The sequence below is a fragment of the Acidobacteriota bacterium genome (genome assembly GCA_028875575.1).
Lineage (GTDB): Bacteria > Acidobacteriota > Terriglobia > Versatilivoradales > Versatilivoraceae > Versatilivorator.
In genome coordinates, this window is the sequence record JAPPDF010000035.1 from 25250 (window position 1) to 43671 (window position 18422).

Below are 18422 nucleotides of genomic sequence, written 5' to 3' on the forward strand. Positions count from 1 at the left end.
CCAGGATGGAAAGGTGTCTCACCTCGGAAACGGCCACCAAAAAACTCTAGCATAAGGCTTCAGGTATGGTTGTTCCAGCCAGAAATCGTCAGGAGGCCGGCGAGCGGAGGTGGCCTCATTCAACCCTTCTGCCTGCTCTGCGCAGAGATTCGCCAACACCGAAATCGGCTCAAAAAGGTGGGGCCCCCTCTCAGAAACTATGCGACAGACAGGCCGGGTGATACTCTCCCATAAGGAACAATCCTGTTATCGCTGAACGACCGAATCATCGATCGAGAGACAGTTGAGATGGCATCGAAGCTGCGAGACCTGCGGATTTCACCGAGGCGTCTGCTGCCTGCCGGACTGCTGAGTACGACATTCTCCCGCTCGGGAGGGCCGGGAGGCCAGCACGTCAACAAGGTGGAGACCAGGGTGGACCTTCGGTTGGACCTTGAAGGCGCCGCCGAAGTAATCGGCAATCCCTCGGTGGAACGCATCCGAACCAAGCTGGCGACTCGGCTCGACCGGCAGGGCAATCTGCGGGTCGTCAGCGGCAAGCATCGCCTCCAGGGTCAAAACCTGGAAGCAGCCCTGGACAGGATGGAGACCCTGATCCGGGAGGCTCTGGCCCGGCCCCGCAAGCGCCTCCCCACCGAACCCACCGGAGGGAGCCGCGAGCGCCGCCTTGCCGACAAGAAGCGCAGGGGGCGGCTGAAGAAGGACCGCACCACGCCGCCTGAGGAGTAGGCTAACCTCCCTCTCACTCCCATGCACCCTCAAGCTCGTCCGGTTTCTTCCCCCGATGGATGATGTCCGCCAAGGCGCGGGTGGTTCGGGCCGGGTCGGAACTCTGCCAGACGTTTCGCCCCAGAGCCACCCCGGCGGCTCCGCAATCCATGGCCGCCCTGACCATCTCCAGCATGTCAAGGGTGGTCCCCTTCCTGGGTCCCCCCGCCACCACCACCGGTACCGGGCAGGTGGCCACCAGCTTCTCGAAAGTCCGCGGGTCTCCCGTATAGGAGGTCTTGACGATGTCGGCGCCCAACTCGGCCCCGGCGCGAGCCGCCAGCAACTCGGCCTCGGCGCCACGCTGCTTCAGCAGCTCCTCGGTCGGGTACATCATGGCCAGCAGGGGGAGGCTCCAGCGTTGGCACTCCTCGGTCACCCGGCGGAAGTTGTCGAGCATGTGCCTCTCGTGGGGCGAGCCCACCATGACCTGAACCGAAATGGCGTCGGCGGCCTGCTTCAGGGCGTACTCGACGCTGCTGATCAGGGTGAGGTCGTTTTCGCCGGTGATGATATTGCTCAGATTGAAGACCGAGCCGCAGCGGTTCGCGTACTTGGGGTAGAGGTTCCCCGCCATTCCCGCGTTGAAGATGACGGCGTCGGCCCCCCCGGCCACCACTCGCCGCACCGTTTCACGGGGGTCCTCGATACCCGCCATGGGGCCCAGGATGACGCCATGGTCCAGAGGGATCATCACTGTTTTGCCGGTACCGGGATTGACAATGCGATCGTAGCGGACCTTCTTGCCGACGTCGACGGTTCGTTCCTTGCTCATGGCTGGCTCCCTTCCGGCCCATCCGTTTGAAAGTAGCGTGAATTCCTGTCCCGGAGAAATCGAAGGGCCTGTTGTCGATCGGGAATGCCGGTTCGGCCCCCCAGCCGCCTGCACTTGATGGCCGCCACCGCCGAGGCGAACTCGACCGTTTTCATCAGTTCCCACTGCTGCAGCATCCCGTAGATAAAGGCACCGTGGAAGACATCGCCCGCCCCGGTGGTATCCACCGCCTCCACCGGAAAGGCGGGATGCTGGAACCTCCGCCCCTCAGCCTGTCCGCGACAGCCCTGTTCCCCCAGGGTGACCAGCACCACCGAAGGTCCGTAGTCCAGCAAGCGGTCGATGGCCCGGTCCGGGTCTTCTGTTTTGGCAAAAGAGCCGGCAAAGGCCAGCGAGGCAATCAGGACGTCTGTCCGCCGCAGCACCTCGGAGATGTCGCCTTCCAGGGCCAGAACATCGGCATCCAGCACCACCGGCACCCCCGCCCGCCGGGCCCGCCCGGCGGCTGCCACTGCGGCTGCTCGGTGAATCCCGTCCAGGTGCAGGACCCTGGCCTGCTCGATCAACCCCGGCGGCAACTGCGACGGCAGCAACTCGCTAAAGGTGGGCACGCAGGCCAGAATGCTGCGCTGCCCGGTGGCTCGGTCCACCAGCACGACCGAGGCCTGGGAGAGAGCGCCTGGCTCCACCAGGAGGTGGCTGGTGTCGACCCCGAATTGATCCAGTTCCCTGCGAATGAAGTTGCCGAAGGCGTCGTCACCGACCTTGCCGGCGCAGGCCACCGAGCACCCCAATCGCGCCAGGGTGACCAGGGCGGTGGCCACCTCGCCACCTCCCTGCTGCCGGGTCTCGAGCATGCGGATCTCCTCATCCGGCCCCGGCATGTGCGGCACCACACCCAGCAGGTCGAAGCAGCAACACCCCAATCCCACCACGTCAACCATCACGCCTCGCGAAGTTTGAAGGATGAAGTTTGAAGGGGGAAGTTTGAAGTTTGAAGGAGGAAGTTTGAAGGAGGAAGGACATAGTGAGAAGTTTAGAGTCACTGCTGTCTGTTCTTCATTTCCTTGATCCGGCAGATCCGACTTCCCGCTTCCTTTTTCTTACTTCTACCTTCAAACTCCTGACTTATTTCAGGCGCTCATCGTGCGAATCCCATAGCGGGGAATTCGAATATCCCGGGTGACGAGGATCAGTCCCTCCACCTGAGCCTGCGCGATCAGCATTCGGTCGAACGGGTCTCCGTGATGCGGCGGAAGCGCGCCCGCCTGCTCGGCGTGAAGAAACGTGAGATTCAGAGGGATGAAGTCTTGTGCCTTGACCGCCGCTTCCAGATTATCTGGAGCCTTCAGTTTCCCCAGCGCCCGCTTGACGGCGATCTCCCAGCCGCTGACCGAGCTGACAAAAACCTCGTTCTGTTGGCACTCAATGGATTGAAAAGCGTCTCTGTGTAGTTCATCGGGGTCGGTCAACCACCATAGGACGGTGTGAGTATCCAGCAGTAGACGCGCCACTATTCGTCTTCGTCCGGAAAGATTTTGGAGTTGTAGAACGAATCGATCACTTCCTGGGGAGTCTCGTCAAAATCCGGAGCAATCCAGATTTGTCCCTTCAGCGCCCCAGGTTTGCGCCTGACTTTCCGCTCACGGTAGGGCACCAGGCGCAGATAAGGCTCGCCGGCCTTGGCGATCACGATCTGCTCGCCGTCCCAGGCCAACTTTCCCAGCCGCGAGAGCTGCGACTTGGCTTCGTGCATGTTGACTTTCTTCATGGGAAATCCAATATAGCTAAGTCTAGCTAAGGCTGTCAAGCCGGAAGAAGGGAATCGAAGCGATACTTCAACCGCTTGTCGCCTTCCTCCCAACCCATCCCTGGATTGACCCTCCGGTGCGTTAACTACCGATAAGCCGCTGTCACTCCGACTTCGGTTTCGACCTGCGGCGACGCGATTGCCGGGCCGCATGATCTTCCGGGGTAATCTTGCCTATGGCTTCCATCTCGCGAATAAAGGCTCGATAGTCCCCCAACAATGCGGTCACGTCATCCTCCACAGCCGGATACCGGGAGAAGGCACACTCCCGAACGCCCCGCACCACAACCACTTGAGGGTCCCCGGAATAACCGCGGATGAAGAACTGATACCGAAACCGCTCCGCCTGCGGATAGAGCACGAAATAGGAGCGCCACTGAACACTCCCCGAATACTTCTCCACCTTGGGGTAACGACTCAGCAACTTGTAATCCAGAATGGTCTTGCCCCGAATGGCATCCAGACGGCCAACCAGCCTCACAGTCTCCCCGCCAATGGCAAACTCCCGGGACAAGGACACCTCGCAGGAATCGGGCTTGATCGGAATGAAATCCAGTTTGAATACAATCCGGTCGGCGTAGTCGCGACCTCCAGTCTCCAGAAACCTGTGAAACCTGGTGCCGGCCCGCATTGCCGGCGTCGGAGGAATCAGTCGCTTCCAGCGCGCCAACCACTCTTCGAACGCCTGGTCGGTTTCCCTGAACCTCCTGAAGTCGGCCAGCTCGGTAACCGAAACCCTCATAGTCCCTTCCCATAAATTGCTCGGCACTCAGATGGCGAATCCAGACCGAGTACCGACCTGAATCATCTCAAGCGAACCTGCCGGCGCGGGACCGATTTCAGTTGTGGCTCGGTTCCGACAAGACGCGCCAACCGCCGAGCGCTTTCACGCTCATTGAGCGCACCCAACCCTTCCCGGATCAGTGCCGACTTGCTCGTCAGGCCGGTAAGGCGTTGAGCTTCTTCCAGCAAGCGGTCATCAATGTTGACGGTAGTTTTCATCCGATTCCCCTGTCTCAAGGTGTTAACCACGCGCCGCATGGGTCGTATACATCTAAGATTACAACATCTTGGTGATGGCATTCATTCCTGGTTGGTGTTCGGAAAGTCTTCGAAGAATCAGCAGGAATGCCCGGTGATTGCTCCACCGATTGGGCTTGATGGCCATGGCTCGTTGGCATAGCCTTGTCGCGGCTCCGCGGCGGCGCAGAGCAATGGACTCGGCTGGGACCGCCGCCCGAGGTCAGGGCCTGCACAGTCCCTGCAGCATTGGGACAAGAGAGAACCCGACTCCATGCTCCTGCGCCCACTCATTCACACTCTGGAGAGGCGGTTCCACCAGAGGGACATCGACCGCCGCCTGGTCAGACCCTTCGAATGGGGAGAAGAATTCCTCGGTGGCGCGCACCCGGGCGGCGACCCGCTCCAACGCATTCAAGAGCACAACCGGCAGGCCCTGGCCGCCAGCCAAACCTACTTCGCCCCTCCACCCTCCGAGCCCGGCCAATTCGATTTCGACGGCTTCTGGCTGCGCTTTCCCAGCGCCATCCGGACGCCCTATCCCGAAAACAACACCGTGCATGCGCGCTACTATCCGGGAGGCGAGATGGCCGCCATCGTCCTTCCACAGTGGAACGGCGACGAGCAGGCCCACGTCGGACTCTGCAAGGCATTGCAGCGCTTCGGTGTCGGCGCCCTGCGTCTCAGCCTGCCCTACCACGACCGGCGCCGCCCGGACGGCCTGGAACGCGCCGACTACATGGTGGGCCCCAACATCGGCCGCACCATCCAGGCAGTCCGGCAGGCAGTCCTGGACGTGCGTCGAGCCGCCGACTGGCTGGCAGTCCAGGGGATTCGTCGCATCGGGCTGCTGGGAACCAGCATCGGTTCCTGCGTGGGCTGGCTGGCCTTTGTGCACGATCCGCGGCTCGACCTGGGGGCCTTCAACCACGTGTCGAGTTACTTTGGAGACGTGGTGTGGCGGGGAATCACCACCTCCCATATCCGCAAGACCCTGGAACGGCACATGACCCTGGAGGAAGTTCGCGAAGCCTGGCTGGCGCTGAGCCCGATTGCCTACGTCTCCAGGCTCAGAGGCAATTCACGCCCCATGCTGATGCTTTCGACCCTCTACGACCTGTCTTTCCCTCCCGACCTCTCGCGGCGGCTCTTCGACCAGGTGGAGCGTGAGCAAATCCGGGTGCAAAAGGTCTTTCTTCCCTGCGGGCACTATACCGGGGGAAGACCGCCGTTCAGCTACCTGACCGGCTACCACCTCGTCAACTTCTTTCGCCGCCAGCGGGAGGCCTTTCTCAAGAGCGAATCCGCGGCCTGACCGACGAGCGCCAGTCGTCACCGACCGGGATAGCGCCGAAGCGTCATCTCAGGCTCAATGGTCTCGGGCATGGCATCCAGCGGGTAAACCGGCCTGCCAATGCGCCGGAAGGGCAGCATGCGCATATCGGCGGGCGTGGGTCCGGGAACGGCCACCACGAAGAAGTCCTTCATGATGCCGGCGTAGCCCACCCGGAAGTTCATCATGTTCTTGACGCAGACAAACTTGGCCTGGCGGGGATCCAGTCCCAGCGAACGGTACTGCTCGTCGGCCCATTCGTAGGTGGGACGGCTCGTGACCAGCAACTGGAGGTTGCCGGTCTGCAGGACCAGCGAGCGCCCCATGGAGACTTCGGTGCCTCCCAGGATGCCGCCCCGGTAACGGAAGCGGCCCTCCGACTTCCGCCGCAGCATCGCCCCGAGCGCCAGGGGCTTGCCCCACTGGGGGTCCAGGCGGTGTCCCAACTCCACCTGGAACCGGCTGCCGGGCTCCCGATGCCAGCAGTCGCCAACGGCTTGGGGATCGACCGCCATGGCCAGGCAGGACTCCTCGACGCCGAGCCCGATCAGCTCTCGGACCAGCGCGATGCCGTCGCCGGCGGCGCCGCCCCCGGTGGTATCGGCAGTGTCCAGCAGGAGGACGGGGCCTCCCTGAATGCGGCGTCCGCGCTCCACGGCATCGGCCACGGTCAGTGGCTCGACTCGATAGGCCTCGCGCTCGTTCCAGTGGCGAAGGGCCAGCCGGCGGGCCAACTCCCCGGCCAGGGCCTCATCGCCCTCGGTTATCACCAGCGAGCTGCAACCCATTTCCGGAACGTCGATATAGGCGCCCAGGTTGAAGACCGAGGCCGAGAGCACCTGCGGCCGCGTCTGCTCCATCCGGTCCGCTTCACGCCGAAGCCGGGCAAAGGGGCCGTCCCCCTCGGTGGAGGCGTTGAAGCTGGTCAGAATCAGGGGCAAGCGGGCCAGCGCCATGGCCGGGCGGCTCTGACCTTTGACGGCCCGCAGCAACAGGCCGGCCGCGTGTTGACCTGTCTGGAAGGCGTCCCGGTGAGGATAGGGATGGTAACCGACCACACTATCCGCCGACTGAACCATGGACCGGGTCAGGTTGCCATGGAGGTCGAGCGTGAGGGCCAGGGGAACCCGGGGGCCGATGATATCGCGGAGGGCTCCGGCCAGGTCCCCCTCGGGGTCGTCCAGGTCCTGCACCCCCATGGAGCCGTGACAGGAGAGGAGGATGCCGTGAACGGGCCGATTCCGGCGCAACCCTTCAAGCAGCAGCCGCTTCAGGGAGCGGTAGCATTCCGCCGAAAGCGGATTGCCGGAGTTGGCCCGGGCAGCCACCAGCGGGACCACCTCGACCTGCTCCTCGGACTGGAGGATGGAAAGAAAACCGCCGACCTCGGTGTCCGACCGGCCCAGGTCCAGGAGTTCGGGGCCCTCCAGCAGGTAGCCGGTGGTGCGAAAGAAGTCCAGCCCGGCCAGACCCGTCACGAAATGGTTGGACTCGGATGAAATCTGAGCGACAGCGATTCGCAGGCTCATCTATCCCATCCACAATCCACCGTTGATCTCGATGACCTGTCCGGTAATGAACGAAGAGGCCGCTCCTGCCAGGAAGAGCACCGCCCCGGCGCATTCGTCGGGGTGGCCGTTTCGGCCCAGAGGTGTCTGGCGGGCAAGGGCTTCCAGCGCTTCAGGGGTATTCAGGCGGTCATGAATATCGGTCAGAATGACACCCGGCGAAATGGTATTCACTCGCACCCGGGGCGCCAGTTCCTTGGCGAGACTCCGAGTCAGGCTGAGAATTGCCCCCTTGGCTGCCGCATAGATGGCAACGCGCCCGGCGCCACCGGTGTGAGCGGAAATCGAGGATGTGTTGATGATGGAGGGATCGGAACCTCTTTGCAGCAGGGGAATGGATTCTCGAGTCACGTAGAGCGTGCTGTGCAGGTTCACCCTTAAGACCGTTTCGATCCAGTCGTCTTCGGCCTGCTGCAGCAGGCTTCGGCTCACCATGTCCCCGGCGTTGTTGACCAGAACGTCCAGCCCGTCCCAGCGCCGACTCACCTGCTCCAGCAGATGCCGGGCTCCGGCCGAGCCCTCGAGATCCGCCTGTACAGTCCATCCCTTTCCCCCGGCTCGCCTGATCCGATCGACCGTGTCTTCTGCCCCCTGTTTGGACCGACGGTAGTGCACGGCCACCTGGGCACCGCTGCCGGCCAGTGCTAGAGCCACCGCTTGTCCGATGCCTCGACCGGCTCCGGTCACCAGGGCCCGCTTCCCCTCCAGTCCGAACTGACGGCTCAAGTAGTCAGGCATGCTCATTCATCCTCGAGCCCATAGAACCTGGCCGCATTCCGTCCAAACACCGCCGACTCGACCGATGGACTCCAACCGGAAGCCAGCGTGGTGCGCACCAGGTCGACCGCCTCTTCATAGCTGCTGCCGTTCAGGCAAATCGGCCAGTCGCTGCCAAACATGACCCGCTCCACGCCGAAGCAACCCAGCACGTGATCCACGAAGGGTTGCGCCCGCCTGGCCAGGTCCGGAGCCGGCCCCCCGTGGGGGGCCATCCCGGAAAGCTTGCAGTAAAGACCCCGATAGCACGCGATCTCGGCCATATGGTTTTGCCAGGGTTGCAGTTTGCGGTCCGTGATGTCGGGCTTGGCCAGATGGTCGACCACGGCCCGCAACCCCGGGATGCGCTCCAGCAATTCAATGACGACGGGCAGATGCCTGGGCCAGACGATCAGGTCGAGAGGAACCTGGAGGTCAGCGATACTCTTGAGACTGTCGAGGACCCGTGGCCGCAGCAGCCACCGGTCGTCTTCCAGAAACTCCACTGCCGGCCGGACCCCGACAAATCCCGATCGCTTCCTGTAGGTGTCCAACTGCCGCGGGAAGTCCCGGCTCTCCAGGTCCAGCCACCCGACCACGCCCGCGATGAAGGAGTGCTCTTGCGCCAGGGTCAGCAGGAATTCGGTTTCCTCCAGGCTCGGGGAAGCCTGAACGGCCACGGTGAGATCGATTCGGTGGCGCTCGAGTGCCGGCGCCAGGTCCTGCGGCAAATAGTCGCGGAACAGCACCGGATTGTTTCGATCCATCCAGGGGTAGTCGAAGCCGTCGGCCAGCCAGAAGTGTTGGTGGCTGTCGATCCGCGAGCGGGGGCTAACGCCTGGAGTTGCGTCCCGTTTTTTCATAGGGGCCGACATCTGGATCGTCGTCCACCCAGAAGTTTCTGCTGATCAGATACTTGGTCTCGAGTTCGATGTCGCCGAGCCGAACGTGGCCGGTAGCGAGGTCCGGGTCCCGATGGGTGAGGGTCACCTCGAGCAGATTGTTCCCCTGCCTGGGCCAGTATTGACGATCCAGCTTGTAGACAAACCAGTAGCCTCCGATCCGCTTGGCGGGCGCGTACATCTTGTACATCTGGTTGATCTTTTTCAACGACGAATCCGGCAGGGTCTTGCCGTTGAGGCTGATGGCCAGCCGTTCCCGCTCGTTGACCCCGATGCGCAGACGCAACAGGACCTCCCGGACAATGCCCTCCCGGTCCCAGTGCATCAGGTCGTCCGCGATGGTGAACTCGACCCTGCTGGTCTGGCCGGGTTTCAGCTCGACCGGCAAGGTCGGTTGCGCCTCGGAGGCCGGGATGCCCCGGGTCCCCCCGTAGTCCCCCTTGGTCATCACCGTATAGAACTTGTCCTTGGGGGCCATGATGTCGGGATGGTCGATCTCCCGCAACTGGGCGTAGAAATCGGCCCGATAGGGCCAGTTGGCTCCCGCGAACCACTGGGCCAGGTAAAGCCCGTCGACGCCCTGCTGCCAGTAATTGCAAGCGGTGGCCCGCGTCATTTCGATGGTGCCGCTCAGCAGGCGGTCGGAGCTGACAATGCTGTTGATGGTGGCGAAGGCGCGGCAGTCGGACCCCTTGACGGCTTCCACCAGCGGCCGGAAATCGGCCATGGTGTCCAGCCGCCCCCAATAGGTCTCCCCCACGAGAACGTCGACGATACCTTGCCGGATCCATTCCCGGTAGTCGAGTCCCAGGGAATAGGCCTGGTCGATGTCGTTGGGAACGCGCAGCACCAGTTCCCGTTCCGGGTCGTCGGCCTTCAGTGCCTCATAGACCCTCTTGAGCCAGGCGGTCATGAGGGGGCGGCCTGCCGCCACTTCGCTGGGGTGAAAGAAGTAGGGTCCCGGACTGATGTAGTTGAGCTGGAGCTCGAGGCCGTCGATGGGGTAATTCCGGGCCACCTCTTCAATCAGCGCCAAGCGCTCACTGCGTACCTCCTCGTGCTTGAAATCCAGATTGGATGCCCCCGGGAAATTGGGTAGATCTCCCTTGGCTCCAATCTCCAGGTGCCTGTTTTCAAGGCGAAACTTCGAGGTGCGCACATCCTCCTCGATGGAGGCGCCGCGCTGTCCCTGATTGAGCAACAGGGTGGGGTAGAGCAGCATCCCCTTGGCATGGGCTCGTTCGCAGCAGACCCCCAGCGGATCGACGCCCTGGTCCAGGGCCGCACGCACGTTCTGCCCGGCGCGGTGGAAGACGGCGTGGGTCCACTTGTCCACCGGGTCCCCCCACACCTCGCTCACCTTGGTGTCGTGAAAGACGGTGCGCCCGTCGCCCAGGCCCAGACAGACCGCCTCCACCGAAGTACCCACCAACTCGTCCACCGGCGCCTGGAACTGGCGCTTGGACATGGGCGGCTCGTAGTGGTAGACCAGATCGTGCCGGCTGTCGTTGAAGTAGAGGATGCGCGGCTTTCTTCTCCCCGAACTGGTGCGCTTGGCCACAGCGACGGCTGGGCCGGCCGTGGCAGCGGAAGCCGCCAGGCTGGACACCAGGCCGGCACCCAGGGTGCGCTTCACGAAGTCTCTTCTGATCATGGAGTTCTCCTTTCCCCAATCGGATGGGACATGCAACAGGAAGCTCGGCAGGCGGTTCGCAGAGGAGGCGTCGCCCCCAAGCCGGGGTTTTTCGATCCCGTGTTCTACGGCGACTGCATCCTGGTGTCGACCCGCAGATTGTTGGTCACCGAGAAGACTCCGCTGACCCCGTTGGCCTTGATGCCGGCGAGGGTCTTGTCTTCCTGGCTGGCGACCAGACCCACCAGGATGACATTGCCGTGTTTGACAATGATGTGTACGGGATAGATCCCCAGTGGCTCTCGCTGAAAGTAGAGGACCTCGTGCTCGTTGCGAGTAAAGGCTCTCCAGGTCTCGCCGCCAAACCCGTAGCCGGCCAGGTCCGGATCCTTGTAGATGGCCCGGAAGACGGCCATGCGTATGCGGTCGTCGTTGGTTGAGGCGGGGAGCACTTCGATCTGATTGTCCACCATTGCCACGCCTCCGACTCTGGACACTTCCCGCTCCGCCCAGGTCTTCAAGACGGTTTGAAAGGCGTAGCCGCCCAGAGTGACGCGGTCTTCTTCCAGTTCAAAGACCAGGTGGTCGAACATGCCGTAGTAAGGAAGCTCCGCCAGCACCTTCTGGATTTTTTCCACCAGTTGTGCCCGGACCGGCTGTTGGGGAAGGGCCTGACCGACTCCCCCCCACCACAGCAGAGCCGCTGCCACGGCCAGACCAGCGAAAGCGCTCGATTGCCGCATGGTTTCTCCCTGAGATCTCCTCGGGGCGGGCCACAAGCCTGGAGAGCGTGCCGGGGTTGACGTTCCCAACGACCGGGTCAGTGCACGATCCTGCCGCTCTTGCGCCACGGCTTCCAGCGCACGGCCTGCAGCGTGTGACCTTCGCTCCCGGGCCGGCCATTCCTTCCCAGGGCGCCATCGCCCGCAACGGTGATGATGGTCCCGTCACTGCCGGCTACCGCACTGCCGTAGCCGTGGCCCTTCATCAGGATGTAGACCTCCGGCTCCCAGGACCTGCCCCGGTTCCAACTGATCCTGGCCCGAACATCGCCCCCTTTATGGTAGGGGTAGCGGTTTTCGTAGACGGCCACGATCCCTCCCCCGGGAAGAGGAGCCAGGGTGCCGTGAGCCTGGCCGAAGGTCCGGGTCAAGGGCCTGAAGTGGCGCCAGGTGCGTCCGCCGTCGTTGGAATTGGCCAACTGGATGGTCTTGCCGCCCAGCCGGGAATTGGGAACGCCTCGTATGGCTGCCAGCACCCGCAGCCCCCCCAGGGAAACCAGGCCGGTTTCGGCGGCGGTTCCCCGGATCAGGGTCGGCTCTCCCCAGGTGAGCCCCTGGTCCCGGCTGCGCAAAAACACTTCAGCGAAGCGATCCGAGTGCTCCCCCTCCAACCCGGGATTGTAGGCGTCCAGGGCCGCCAGCAGGGTTCCGTCTCCCAGGGCGATGATGGAGTTGCCGTCGCCGGTCAGCGCTCGATAGCCGGGAGGCGGGCTGAGCGGATGGCTGCTCTCCCAGTGCTCTCCGCCGTCCTTGGAACGGGAGACCACCAGGGGACGCAGTTCGTGCTTGCCGGCAGTGACCGCCGGATTTTCCACCAGCTCGGACATCACGGGCGGTAGACCGGTGGCGGCGTGGCAGACCAGGATGTAGGGTCCGGCCGCGCCGAAGGCCTGGGCGGCAACCGGTTCGCCCCCCGTGTCGGGCAACCCCTCAAGCCGCCTGCCGGTCCAGCTCCTGCCGTCATCATCCGACCGGTAGAGATAGGTGCCGAAGCCAGCGTAGAGGGTTCCATCCTCGGTCCTGACCACCCGGCCGTCGAGCCGCCAGGTGGAGCCTGGCACTGGCAGGCGCAGGCGTTGCGCCGGCAGGGTGCCCAGCTCCCGGTGCACCGGCCTGAAATCCCCCTCGCCCGGCATGTTGGTTCCGGGCCTCAGATAGGGCTCGGCCTCGACCACGCGGATCGCATAATCCAGGGAAGGGGCGGCCCGGCTGGTGAGCGGGTTTTCCTGGGCGGTCAGGCTACCGGGCAATAGAATGGCGGCAGCCAGGAAAAAGGGGACTAGCGTTCGAGAAAACATGTGGGCACCCATGAGGGAACGGGCAATGGAAACAGAAGGAATCAAGGCCATCAAAGCCTAGCACAGTCTGTACCCACGAGCCTTTTAAATGGCGCTGGCCAAGGCACTGAAGATAAACTGCCATTCACCGTTACAATGGCGCCCCGGCGCCCCGGTGGGAAGTGCGGGTTCAGACGGACAATTGCCGGTCCCGCTCAAATCAGGCGCTTCGCCGACAAGGAGAGAAAAATGAAACGGTTGTGGATACTGCCGGCCTTGCTTGGTGTCGCAATGGCATTGAACGCCACCGCGGAACCCCCACCGCAGGCAGCCGCTGCGAAGATACTGAACAAATGGCTCGGCACCTGGAAGTCCCACACCGTTCTCAAGCCTGCAGCCTGGTCGCCCAAGTCCGAGGAACTTTCGGGCACTTCAACGTCGGTGTGGATTCTGGACGGCCATTTTCAGCAGGCGTCCAGCCGGAGCGGCGCCCATGAAACGCGCGAGATACATCGCTATGACTCCGGCAGCAGGAAGTACCACAAGTGGGCCTTCAATTCCGATGGCTCGCACAGCTTCTGGATTGGCGATTGGGTCGAAGCAACCTCGACCATGACCTGGAAGTACGTCGATTTCGGCGCAGGCGTCGAAGGAAAAATTGTGGATCGATTCACCAGCGACGGGAAATACGAGTCGACGGTTATGATGAAGGACCGTGCGGGCACCGTGCTCCTGGATATTCGCGCCGAACATGTTCGCACCGGGAAGCAGGCTGAGTAGTCTCTGACCATCGGTTGCAACCGAAATCATTCCCCACACTCATGAATGCCTCCATGAACATTGGCATCGTCGGAGCAGGCATCTTCGGCATGGCGGCCGCGCTGGAGCTGCGCCGTCGCGGCCACCGGGTGACCCTGTTCGAGCGCGGCCGCATCCCCAACCCCGAGGCCTCCAGCACTGACGTTTCCAAGTGCATTCGCCGCACCAACTACCCGCACCAGACCTACGTGGAGCTGGCGACCCGGGCCGCCGTCCAGTGGCAGGAGTGGCACCAACGCACCAGTCGCTCCATCTACTTCCAGACCGGCCAGGTGATCGCCCTGAGCGGCTTCGGACCGGAGCACCCGTCCCTGACCGGCTGGGAGACACTGAGCCGCCTGGCAACCGATATCCGGGAGTTGACGGCGAAGGAGGCGGAAGATCGTTTCCCCCAGTTGGTTCTGACCGGCCAGGACCGCCTCTTCTACGACCCCTGGGCCGGCTACCTGCGCAGCGGCCAGGCGCTGGAGGACCTGGCCGGGCTGGCCCGGGACTCGGGAGTCACTCTTCGCGAAGACACTCCGGTGGAGGCCGTGGAGGAGACCGGCGCCGGCGTCAGGGTTTGCTGGGATTCCGGCCGCCAGGACTGCGACCGGGTGGTGGTGGCGGCCGGGCCATGGCTGGCGGAGCTGCTGCCGGCCATGAGAACCCGGATACGCCTCACCCGGCAGCAGATGGCTTTCTTCGTCCCCACCGATCCAGCGCCCTTCCGGCGGGGACGCTTTCCCGTCTGGTCGATTCTTTCGCCGGGCAATCTCTGGTACGGCTTTCCCTACCTGCACGAGGGATGGGTAAAGGTGGCCGAAGACAGCAAGGTGGACGACACCCGCGCGGATGTCTCGCGTGAACCCACGGCCGAGTTCCTGGACTGGGCGCGGGAGTTCGTGGCCCGGCACATCCCTGCTCTCAGCCGGGGAGAACTGGCGGGTGGCCGCTCCTGTCTCTACACCAACAGGGCCGACATGGAAGACGAGCAGTTCGTCATCGACTGGGCCCCGGGGCGGGAACGGGTGCTGATCGCCGGGTGCGGCTGCGGCCACGGCTTCAAGTTCGGCGGCTCCATCGGGCCGGTGATCGCCGATGCCTTGGAGGACCGGGAGAATCCCCTGGGGGATCTGTTCCGGATTGGAAGCCGGTTCAATCAGGAAGAAAAGGAGTGATTGTTATGGACGCCAGCAAGGTCTACGACGAAGCCATCGTGATCGACGGCCTGAGCATCAGCAACTGGGAGAGCGATGCCGTCTTCCAGCGCCTGCGGGCCGGCAACATCACCGCCATCAACGCCACCGTGGCCACCTGGGAGAACTTCCAGCAGACCATGGCTCACCTGGCCAAGTGGATGCGGCGCTTTCGCGAGCGCCAGGACATCCTGCAGGTCAAGGAGACGGCCGATATCCACACCGCCAAGAAGCTGGGAAAGACCGGGATCATCCTGGGATTTCAGAATGCCTCGCCCATAGAGAACGAGCTGGACCGGCTCGGACTGTTCCTGGCCCTGGGGGTGCGGGTCATCCAGCTCACCTATCACGAGACCAATTTGCTGGGGAGCGGTTGCTGGGAGCGATTCGACAGCGGCTTGAGCAACTTCGGCGTGGATGCGGTGCGTGAAATGAACCGGCTGGGCATCCTCATCGACCTGTCCCACGTGGGCCCCAAGACCACCATGGAAGCCATCGAGATGTCGGAACAGCCGGTCGCCATCACCCACGCCAACGCCCGCAGTTTCTACAACCACCCGCGCAACAAGGAGGAAGACGCGCTCAAGTTGCTGGCCGAAAAGGGAGGTGTCGTGGGCGCCACCTCATACACTCCCTTCCTCCCCAAGGGATACGATTCGACGCTGGAGGATTTCGTGGACGCCCTCGACAACATGGTGGAGCGGATCGGCCTGGACCACGTAGCCATCGGAACCGACTCCACCCACGATCAGCCGCTGGAGTTCTGGCACTTCATCGTCTCCCAGCAGGGCACCAAGTTCCCCTCCACCTTCGCCGACGGCTCGGTACCCTACACCGAGATCAACTTTCAACCCAAGGGGATCGACACCCCGGCGGAGTTTCCCAACCTGGCCGAGGCACTGGCCAATCGCGGCTACAGCGCCGAAGACATCACCAAGCTGCTGGGCGGAAACTGGCTGAAGCTCTTCGAGAAGGTGTGGAATCCCTGAAGCAGGGGAACCTGGAAACAGGTCGTCCACCACTGCAGGTAGAGTGGATGTCCGCGTTTAGCAGGGCGCTGGAATCAGCGGTTGGCAGCTTTCCTGAGCCTTTTGCAAAATTCCCAGCGGGGCAGGTAATCTTGCACGCAAACCTGAGGTTCTACCTTGTTCAATATCGGGTGCGACCTGGTCAAAATGCTGTCCAAGCACAAAAGGCACAAATTGTGTTTTTGTGACTTTTGTGGCCATTCCCGGTAAACGTCCCGCTGCCGAATTTTGCAATAGGCTTTCATGTTTGCCAGGACTTGTCGAAAGATCTCGGTCTGTTCAAGGAACGAAGAGATCGTCGACTCAATCCTTGGCGAAACAACCGGCTTTCTCTCCGCACAGTCACTCGCTGCGCGTCACAACCGACCACAAGTAGAGAAGCATCCCGGCACCCACCAGCAGACTCCCCAGGCACAGGAACAGGAAGAACGAAACCGGATGGTTCCAGTAGAGGGTGGCCACTTCGATTCCCAGCCCCGCTGCGATCAGCAGTCCGGACAGTTGCAACCGGCCCTCCAACCCCGATCGTACCCCCGATAGTCGAAAGAAGCTCATGGCGCCGCCTCCGGGTCCCATCGCCCGAACCGGTCCAGCTTTGTGACCTCGTGAACCAGGTTATGGCACATCAGGCATGACTTTTCGCCGCTGAGCAGGCGGGCTCGAAAAGGAGCATGGACTGCCTGCTCCTCATAGGACCTGGCCCCGTCGTGGCACTCCAGGCAGGCCCGGTTCTCATAGGGCTCATACAACTCCACAGGGTCGGATGCCGAGCCCCAGAAGTTGTGCCACACGTGCTTCACGCCACGGATCTTGTCATCGAAGTCGCCGAACATGGTGTAGTTGGTGTGGCAGGTGTAACAGGCCCGGTCGGCAGGGATGCGCTTGTTCTGATAGTGCGATGCGGGAAGAAAGGCGGCATGGTCAATATACAGGCTCTCCCCATAGGGTTGAATGATGTGGCAAGAGAGACAGAACCGAGTCGACTTTGCCTGCTCGTAATGTCGTCCGGCACCACCCAGAAGCAGCAGCCCCGGCAGAATGAAGAGAGCCAGGAATGCCAGTATCCTGCCCCCGAGCGTGCCGGTCGACTCGGGCCTGCGCACCAGAAACCCGATCAGGGCGATTGTCACGACCGCCAGGAAACCCAGGCTTATGGCGTAACCGGTCATTGGAAAAGGCCCCCGCGGCCTCGGCTACCGGCTCTTGCGCAGCTCCGCCGCCAGCGTCTTGATCTCGGTCAGATCCTGCAGCATCTCACTCCAACCGTACCAAAGCGCGTAATCGGGATTGTTGTGGAACACACCCTGAAATGCTCGCATCCGGTGTTCCAGGTGCATCTTGAAGAGTCGCTGTTCGATCACCGAGGGCGCATCGTGGAAAGCCAGCAAGTCCGGGAAGTTGTAGGCATAGTGATCCGGCTTGCGCAACACCCCGTCCCGATAGAGTGCGCCGACAATGCGAATCGCCTCGGCCAGCAAACGGTCGGTCTCCCGGATCATCTCGTCGCCCTTCTTGAGCTCCGCCCGCACCAGGTTCGCCGAGTGGCACTGCTCGCAAACCTCGATCATGCGGTCGCGCTCCGCCTGCCACTCCTCGTGGGTCAGCCGGGCGACGTCCGCTTGCTTGACGGTCTCCAGACGCGCGGTCGGTTTCCCCTGAGGGTCCAGGACCCCCAGCGCCTGAAGAATGGTCGTGCGGTCCGCCGCCCACTGCGGATCTTCCGGCAAGGGCAATCGCACCGCCAGGAAGCCCCAGGCGGTCCGTACGCCGTGGTTCCCCTGCGGCATGTGACAGGTCTGGCAGGTGGGCGCCGCGGCCTCCTTCGGCAGCGTTCCGGTCTGCTTGAGCAGGTGCCGAACGCCGTGCTTGGATGAGGAGTACATTTCCCATTGCGGGTGATCGATGCCCATGTGGCAGGTGCGGCATGCCTGCGGCTCGCGAGCTTCCTTGACGGAAAACAGGTGGCGCGTATGGCAGACGTCGCAGGAGGCGAGCCCGAACATCACCCCCTCCGCCTTCAACTCCCGGATTTCCTCTTCGCTCTTCAGCCCCAGACGATGGCAACCGCCGCAGCCCTTCATGCCTTCGGTCATCGCCATCGGCAGCCAATGCGTCGTCGGCATGGCGTTCATGCTGACCCAGGCCAGAGCGTGCTTGCCGCCTTCGAACTGCCTGGTCTGGATCGGATGGCAGGTTGCACAGACCTCGGGCGTCGCCGTCTTGACCAACGCCACATCGTCCGCGGAGCGATGCTTGTCTCCATGACAAAGGGAGCAGTCCACGCCTTCCGTGCTATGCCGGCTCAATTCCCAATCGGTGACGATGTTGGGCGTCACGTCACGATGGCACTGGACACAATCCGAAGCGGCGCGGGGCGTATCTTTTCCGCCGCCACAGGCTGCCAGCGCCAGAACGACCACCAGCAGGCATCCGCGTTTCCAGCACACTGGTCTTGCTCCTTTCCGGCCGGTAAAGGACCACGGTTGACGCCCTCCGGTCATTCTCCGGAATTGCGTTCCCCGCCCTCGACTGGCGTTCCCATGGACATTACATAATATGCCGCGCGCGATTCCGCAACCTGATCCGGAAGTGGCACCGACTGGCAAGCTGCCGCTCCGGCCGGAACCCATCGCCGGAACCCGGTTCGAAAATCAGAACAGACATGGAAAAGTAGGACAGTCCCCGTCCAAAAAACAGGCCATAAACGACAAGACCCCGGGCGGTTCAACGCTCGGGGTCTGGCGTTCACTGACGGGTTGCCGGATTGGGCGGA

20 protein-coding genes are annotated in these 18422 nt (G+C 62.8%); 5 read left to right on the top strand and 15 right to left on the bottom strand.

All coding sequences use genetic code 11. The features are described from left to right. Positions 1-288: 288 nt before the first annotated feature. The gene (gene arfB / locus OXI69_04600) at positions 289-729 is read left to right on the top strand and encodes an alternative ribosome rescue aminoacyl-tRNA hydrolase ArfB (protein ID MDE2665408.1); all 441 of its coding nucleotides are present in this window, start codon (positions 289-291) and stop codon (positions 727-729) included. A gap of 13 nt (positions 730-742) precedes the next feature. On the opposite strand, the gene OXI69_04605 is transcribed toward arfB, so the two are convergent. The 6 genes from OXI69_04605 to OXI69_04630 form a co-directional block, all read right to left on the bottom strand. Then, positions 743-1543, bottom strand: a complete 801-nt coding sequence (locus OXI69_04605) for a 2-amino-3,7-dideoxy-D-threo-hept-6-ulosonate synthase (GenBank protein MDE2665409.1) — start codon at positions 1541-1543, stop codon at positions 743-745. Further along, complete coding sequence (locus OXI69_04610; GenBank protein MDE2665410.1) at positions 1540-2487, bottom strand: PfkB family carbohydrate kinase; 948 nt, start codon at positions 2485-2487, stop codon at positions 1540-1542. The genes OXI69_04605 and OXI69_04610 overlap by 4 nt, the downstream gene beginning before the upstream one ends. 189 nt (positions 2488-2676) lie before the next feature. Further along, entirely contained in the window at positions 2677-3057 is a 381-nt protein-coding gene (locus OXI69_04615) for a type II toxin-antitoxin system VapC family toxin (protein ID MDE2665411.1), read from the bottom strand. Next, on the bottom strand, positions 3057-3314 hold the full coding sequence (locus OXI69_04620; GenBank protein ID MDE2665412.1) for a type II toxin-antitoxin system prevent-host-death family antitoxin: 258 nt from the start codon (positions 3312-3314) through the stop codon (positions 3057-3059). The genes OXI69_04615 and OXI69_04620 overlap by 1 nt, the downstream gene beginning before the upstream one ends. A gap of 142 nt (positions 3315-3456) precedes the next feature. Continuing rightward, a complete protein-coding gene (locus OXI69_04625) occupies positions 3457-4095 on the bottom strand; it encodes a hypothetical protein (GenBank protein MDE2665413.1) in 639 nt (212 codons plus the stop codon). A gap of 62 nt (positions 4096-4157) precedes the next feature. Continuing rightward, the gene (locus tag OXI69_04630) at positions 4158-4355 is read right to left on the bottom strand and encodes a type II toxin-antitoxin system VapB family antitoxin (GenBank protein ID MDE2665414.1); all 198 of its coding nucleotides are present in this window, start codon (positions 4353-4355) and stop codon (positions 4158-4160) included. A 292-nt stretch (positions 4356-4647) separates the two neighbouring features. Between OXI69_04630 and OXI69_04635 the strand changes: the two genes are divergently transcribed. Beyond that, complete coding sequence (locus OXI69_04635; GenBank protein ID MDE2665415.1) at positions 4648-5688, top strand: hypothetical protein; 1041 nt, start codon at positions 4648-4650, stop codon at positions 5686-5688. 17 nt (positions 5689-5705) lie between these two features. On the opposite strand, the gene OXI69_04640 is transcribed toward OXI69_04635, so the two are convergent. The 6 genes from OXI69_04640 to OXI69_04665 form a co-directional block, all read right to left on the bottom strand. After that, positions 5706-7235, bottom strand: coding sequence for a M81 family metallopeptidase (locus OXI69_04640; GenBank protein ID MDE2665416.1), 1530 nt, complete (start codon positions 7233-7235; stop codon positions 5706-5708). Then, positions 7236-8012, bottom strand: a complete 777-nt coding sequence (locus OXI69_04645) for an SDR family oxidoreductase (protein ID MDE2665417.1) — start codon at positions 8010-8012, stop codon at positions 7236-7238. A gap of 2 nt (positions 8013-8014) precedes the next feature. Further along, positions 8015-8893 (bottom strand): amidohydrolase family protein, encoded by an 879-nt coding sequence (locus tag OXI69_04650; protein MDE2665418.1) that lies wholly within the window; start codon positions 8891-8893, stop codon positions 8015-8017. Next, a complete protein-coding gene (locus OXI69_04655; protein ID MDE2665419.1) occupies positions 8862-10586 on the bottom strand; it encodes a hypothetical protein in 1725 nt (574 codons plus the stop codon). The genes OXI69_04650 and OXI69_04655 overlap by 32 nt, the downstream gene beginning before the upstream one ends. A gap of 104 nt (positions 10587-10690) precedes the next feature. After that, the gene (locus tag OXI69_04660) at positions 10691-11308 is read right to left on the bottom strand and encodes a BON domain-containing protein (GenBank protein ID MDE2665420.1); all 618 of its coding nucleotides are present in this window, start codon (positions 11306-11308) and stop codon (positions 10691-10693) included. Positions 11309-11385: 77 nt separating this feature from the next. Further along, complete coding sequence (locus OXI69_04665) at positions 11386-12645, bottom strand: sialidase family protein (GenBank protein MDE2665421.1); 1260 nt, start codon at positions 12643-12645, stop codon at positions 11386-11388. A 228-nt stretch (positions 12646-12873) separates the two neighbouring features. Here OXI69_04665 and OXI69_04670 point away from each other — a divergent pair, with 228 nt between their 5' ends. The 3 genes from OXI69_04670 to OXI69_04680 are packed head-to-tail and all read left to right on the top strand — an operon-like array spanning position 12874 to position 15610. After that, positions 12874-13404 (top strand): hypothetical protein, encoded by a 531-nt coding sequence (locus tag OXI69_04670; protein MDE2665422.1) that lies wholly within the window; start codon positions 12874-12876, stop codon positions 13402-13404. Positions 13405-13457: 53 nt separating this feature from the next. Continuing rightward, positions 13458-14603, top strand: a complete 1146-nt coding sequence (locus OXI69_04675) for an FAD-dependent oxidoreductase (GenBank protein ID MDE2665423.1) — start codon at positions 13458-13460, stop codon at positions 14601-14603. A gap of 5 nt (positions 14604-14608) precedes the next feature. After that, positions 14609-15610, top strand: coding sequence for a dipeptidase (locus tag OXI69_04680; GenBank protein ID MDE2665424.1), 1002 nt, complete (start codon positions 14609-14611; stop codon positions 15608-15610). Between the two features lie 381 nt (positions 15611-15991). On the opposite strand, the gene OXI69_04685 is transcribed toward OXI69_04680, so the two are convergent. From OXI69_04685 to OXI69_04695, 3 genes are read right to left on the bottom strand one after another with little or no spacing between them, the layout of a single operon-like run. Further along, entirely contained in the window at positions 15992-16204 is a 213-nt protein-coding gene (locus tag OXI69_04685) for a hypothetical protein (protein MDE2665425.1), read from the bottom strand. Next, positions 16201-16818, bottom strand: a complete 618-nt coding sequence (locus OXI69_04690) for a NapC/NirT family cytochrome c (GenBank protein MDE2665426.1) — start codon at positions 16816-16818, stop codon at positions 16201-16203. The genes OXI69_04685 and OXI69_04690 overlap by 4 nt, the downstream gene beginning before the upstream one ends. Before the next feature lie 24 nt (positions 16819-16842). Then, positions 16843-18060 (bottom strand): multiheme c-type cytochrome, encoded by a 1218-nt coding sequence (locus tag OXI69_04695; protein MDE2665427.1) that lies wholly within the window; start codon positions 18058-18060, stop codon positions 16843-16845. Positions 18061-18422 lie beyond the last annotated feature (362 nt).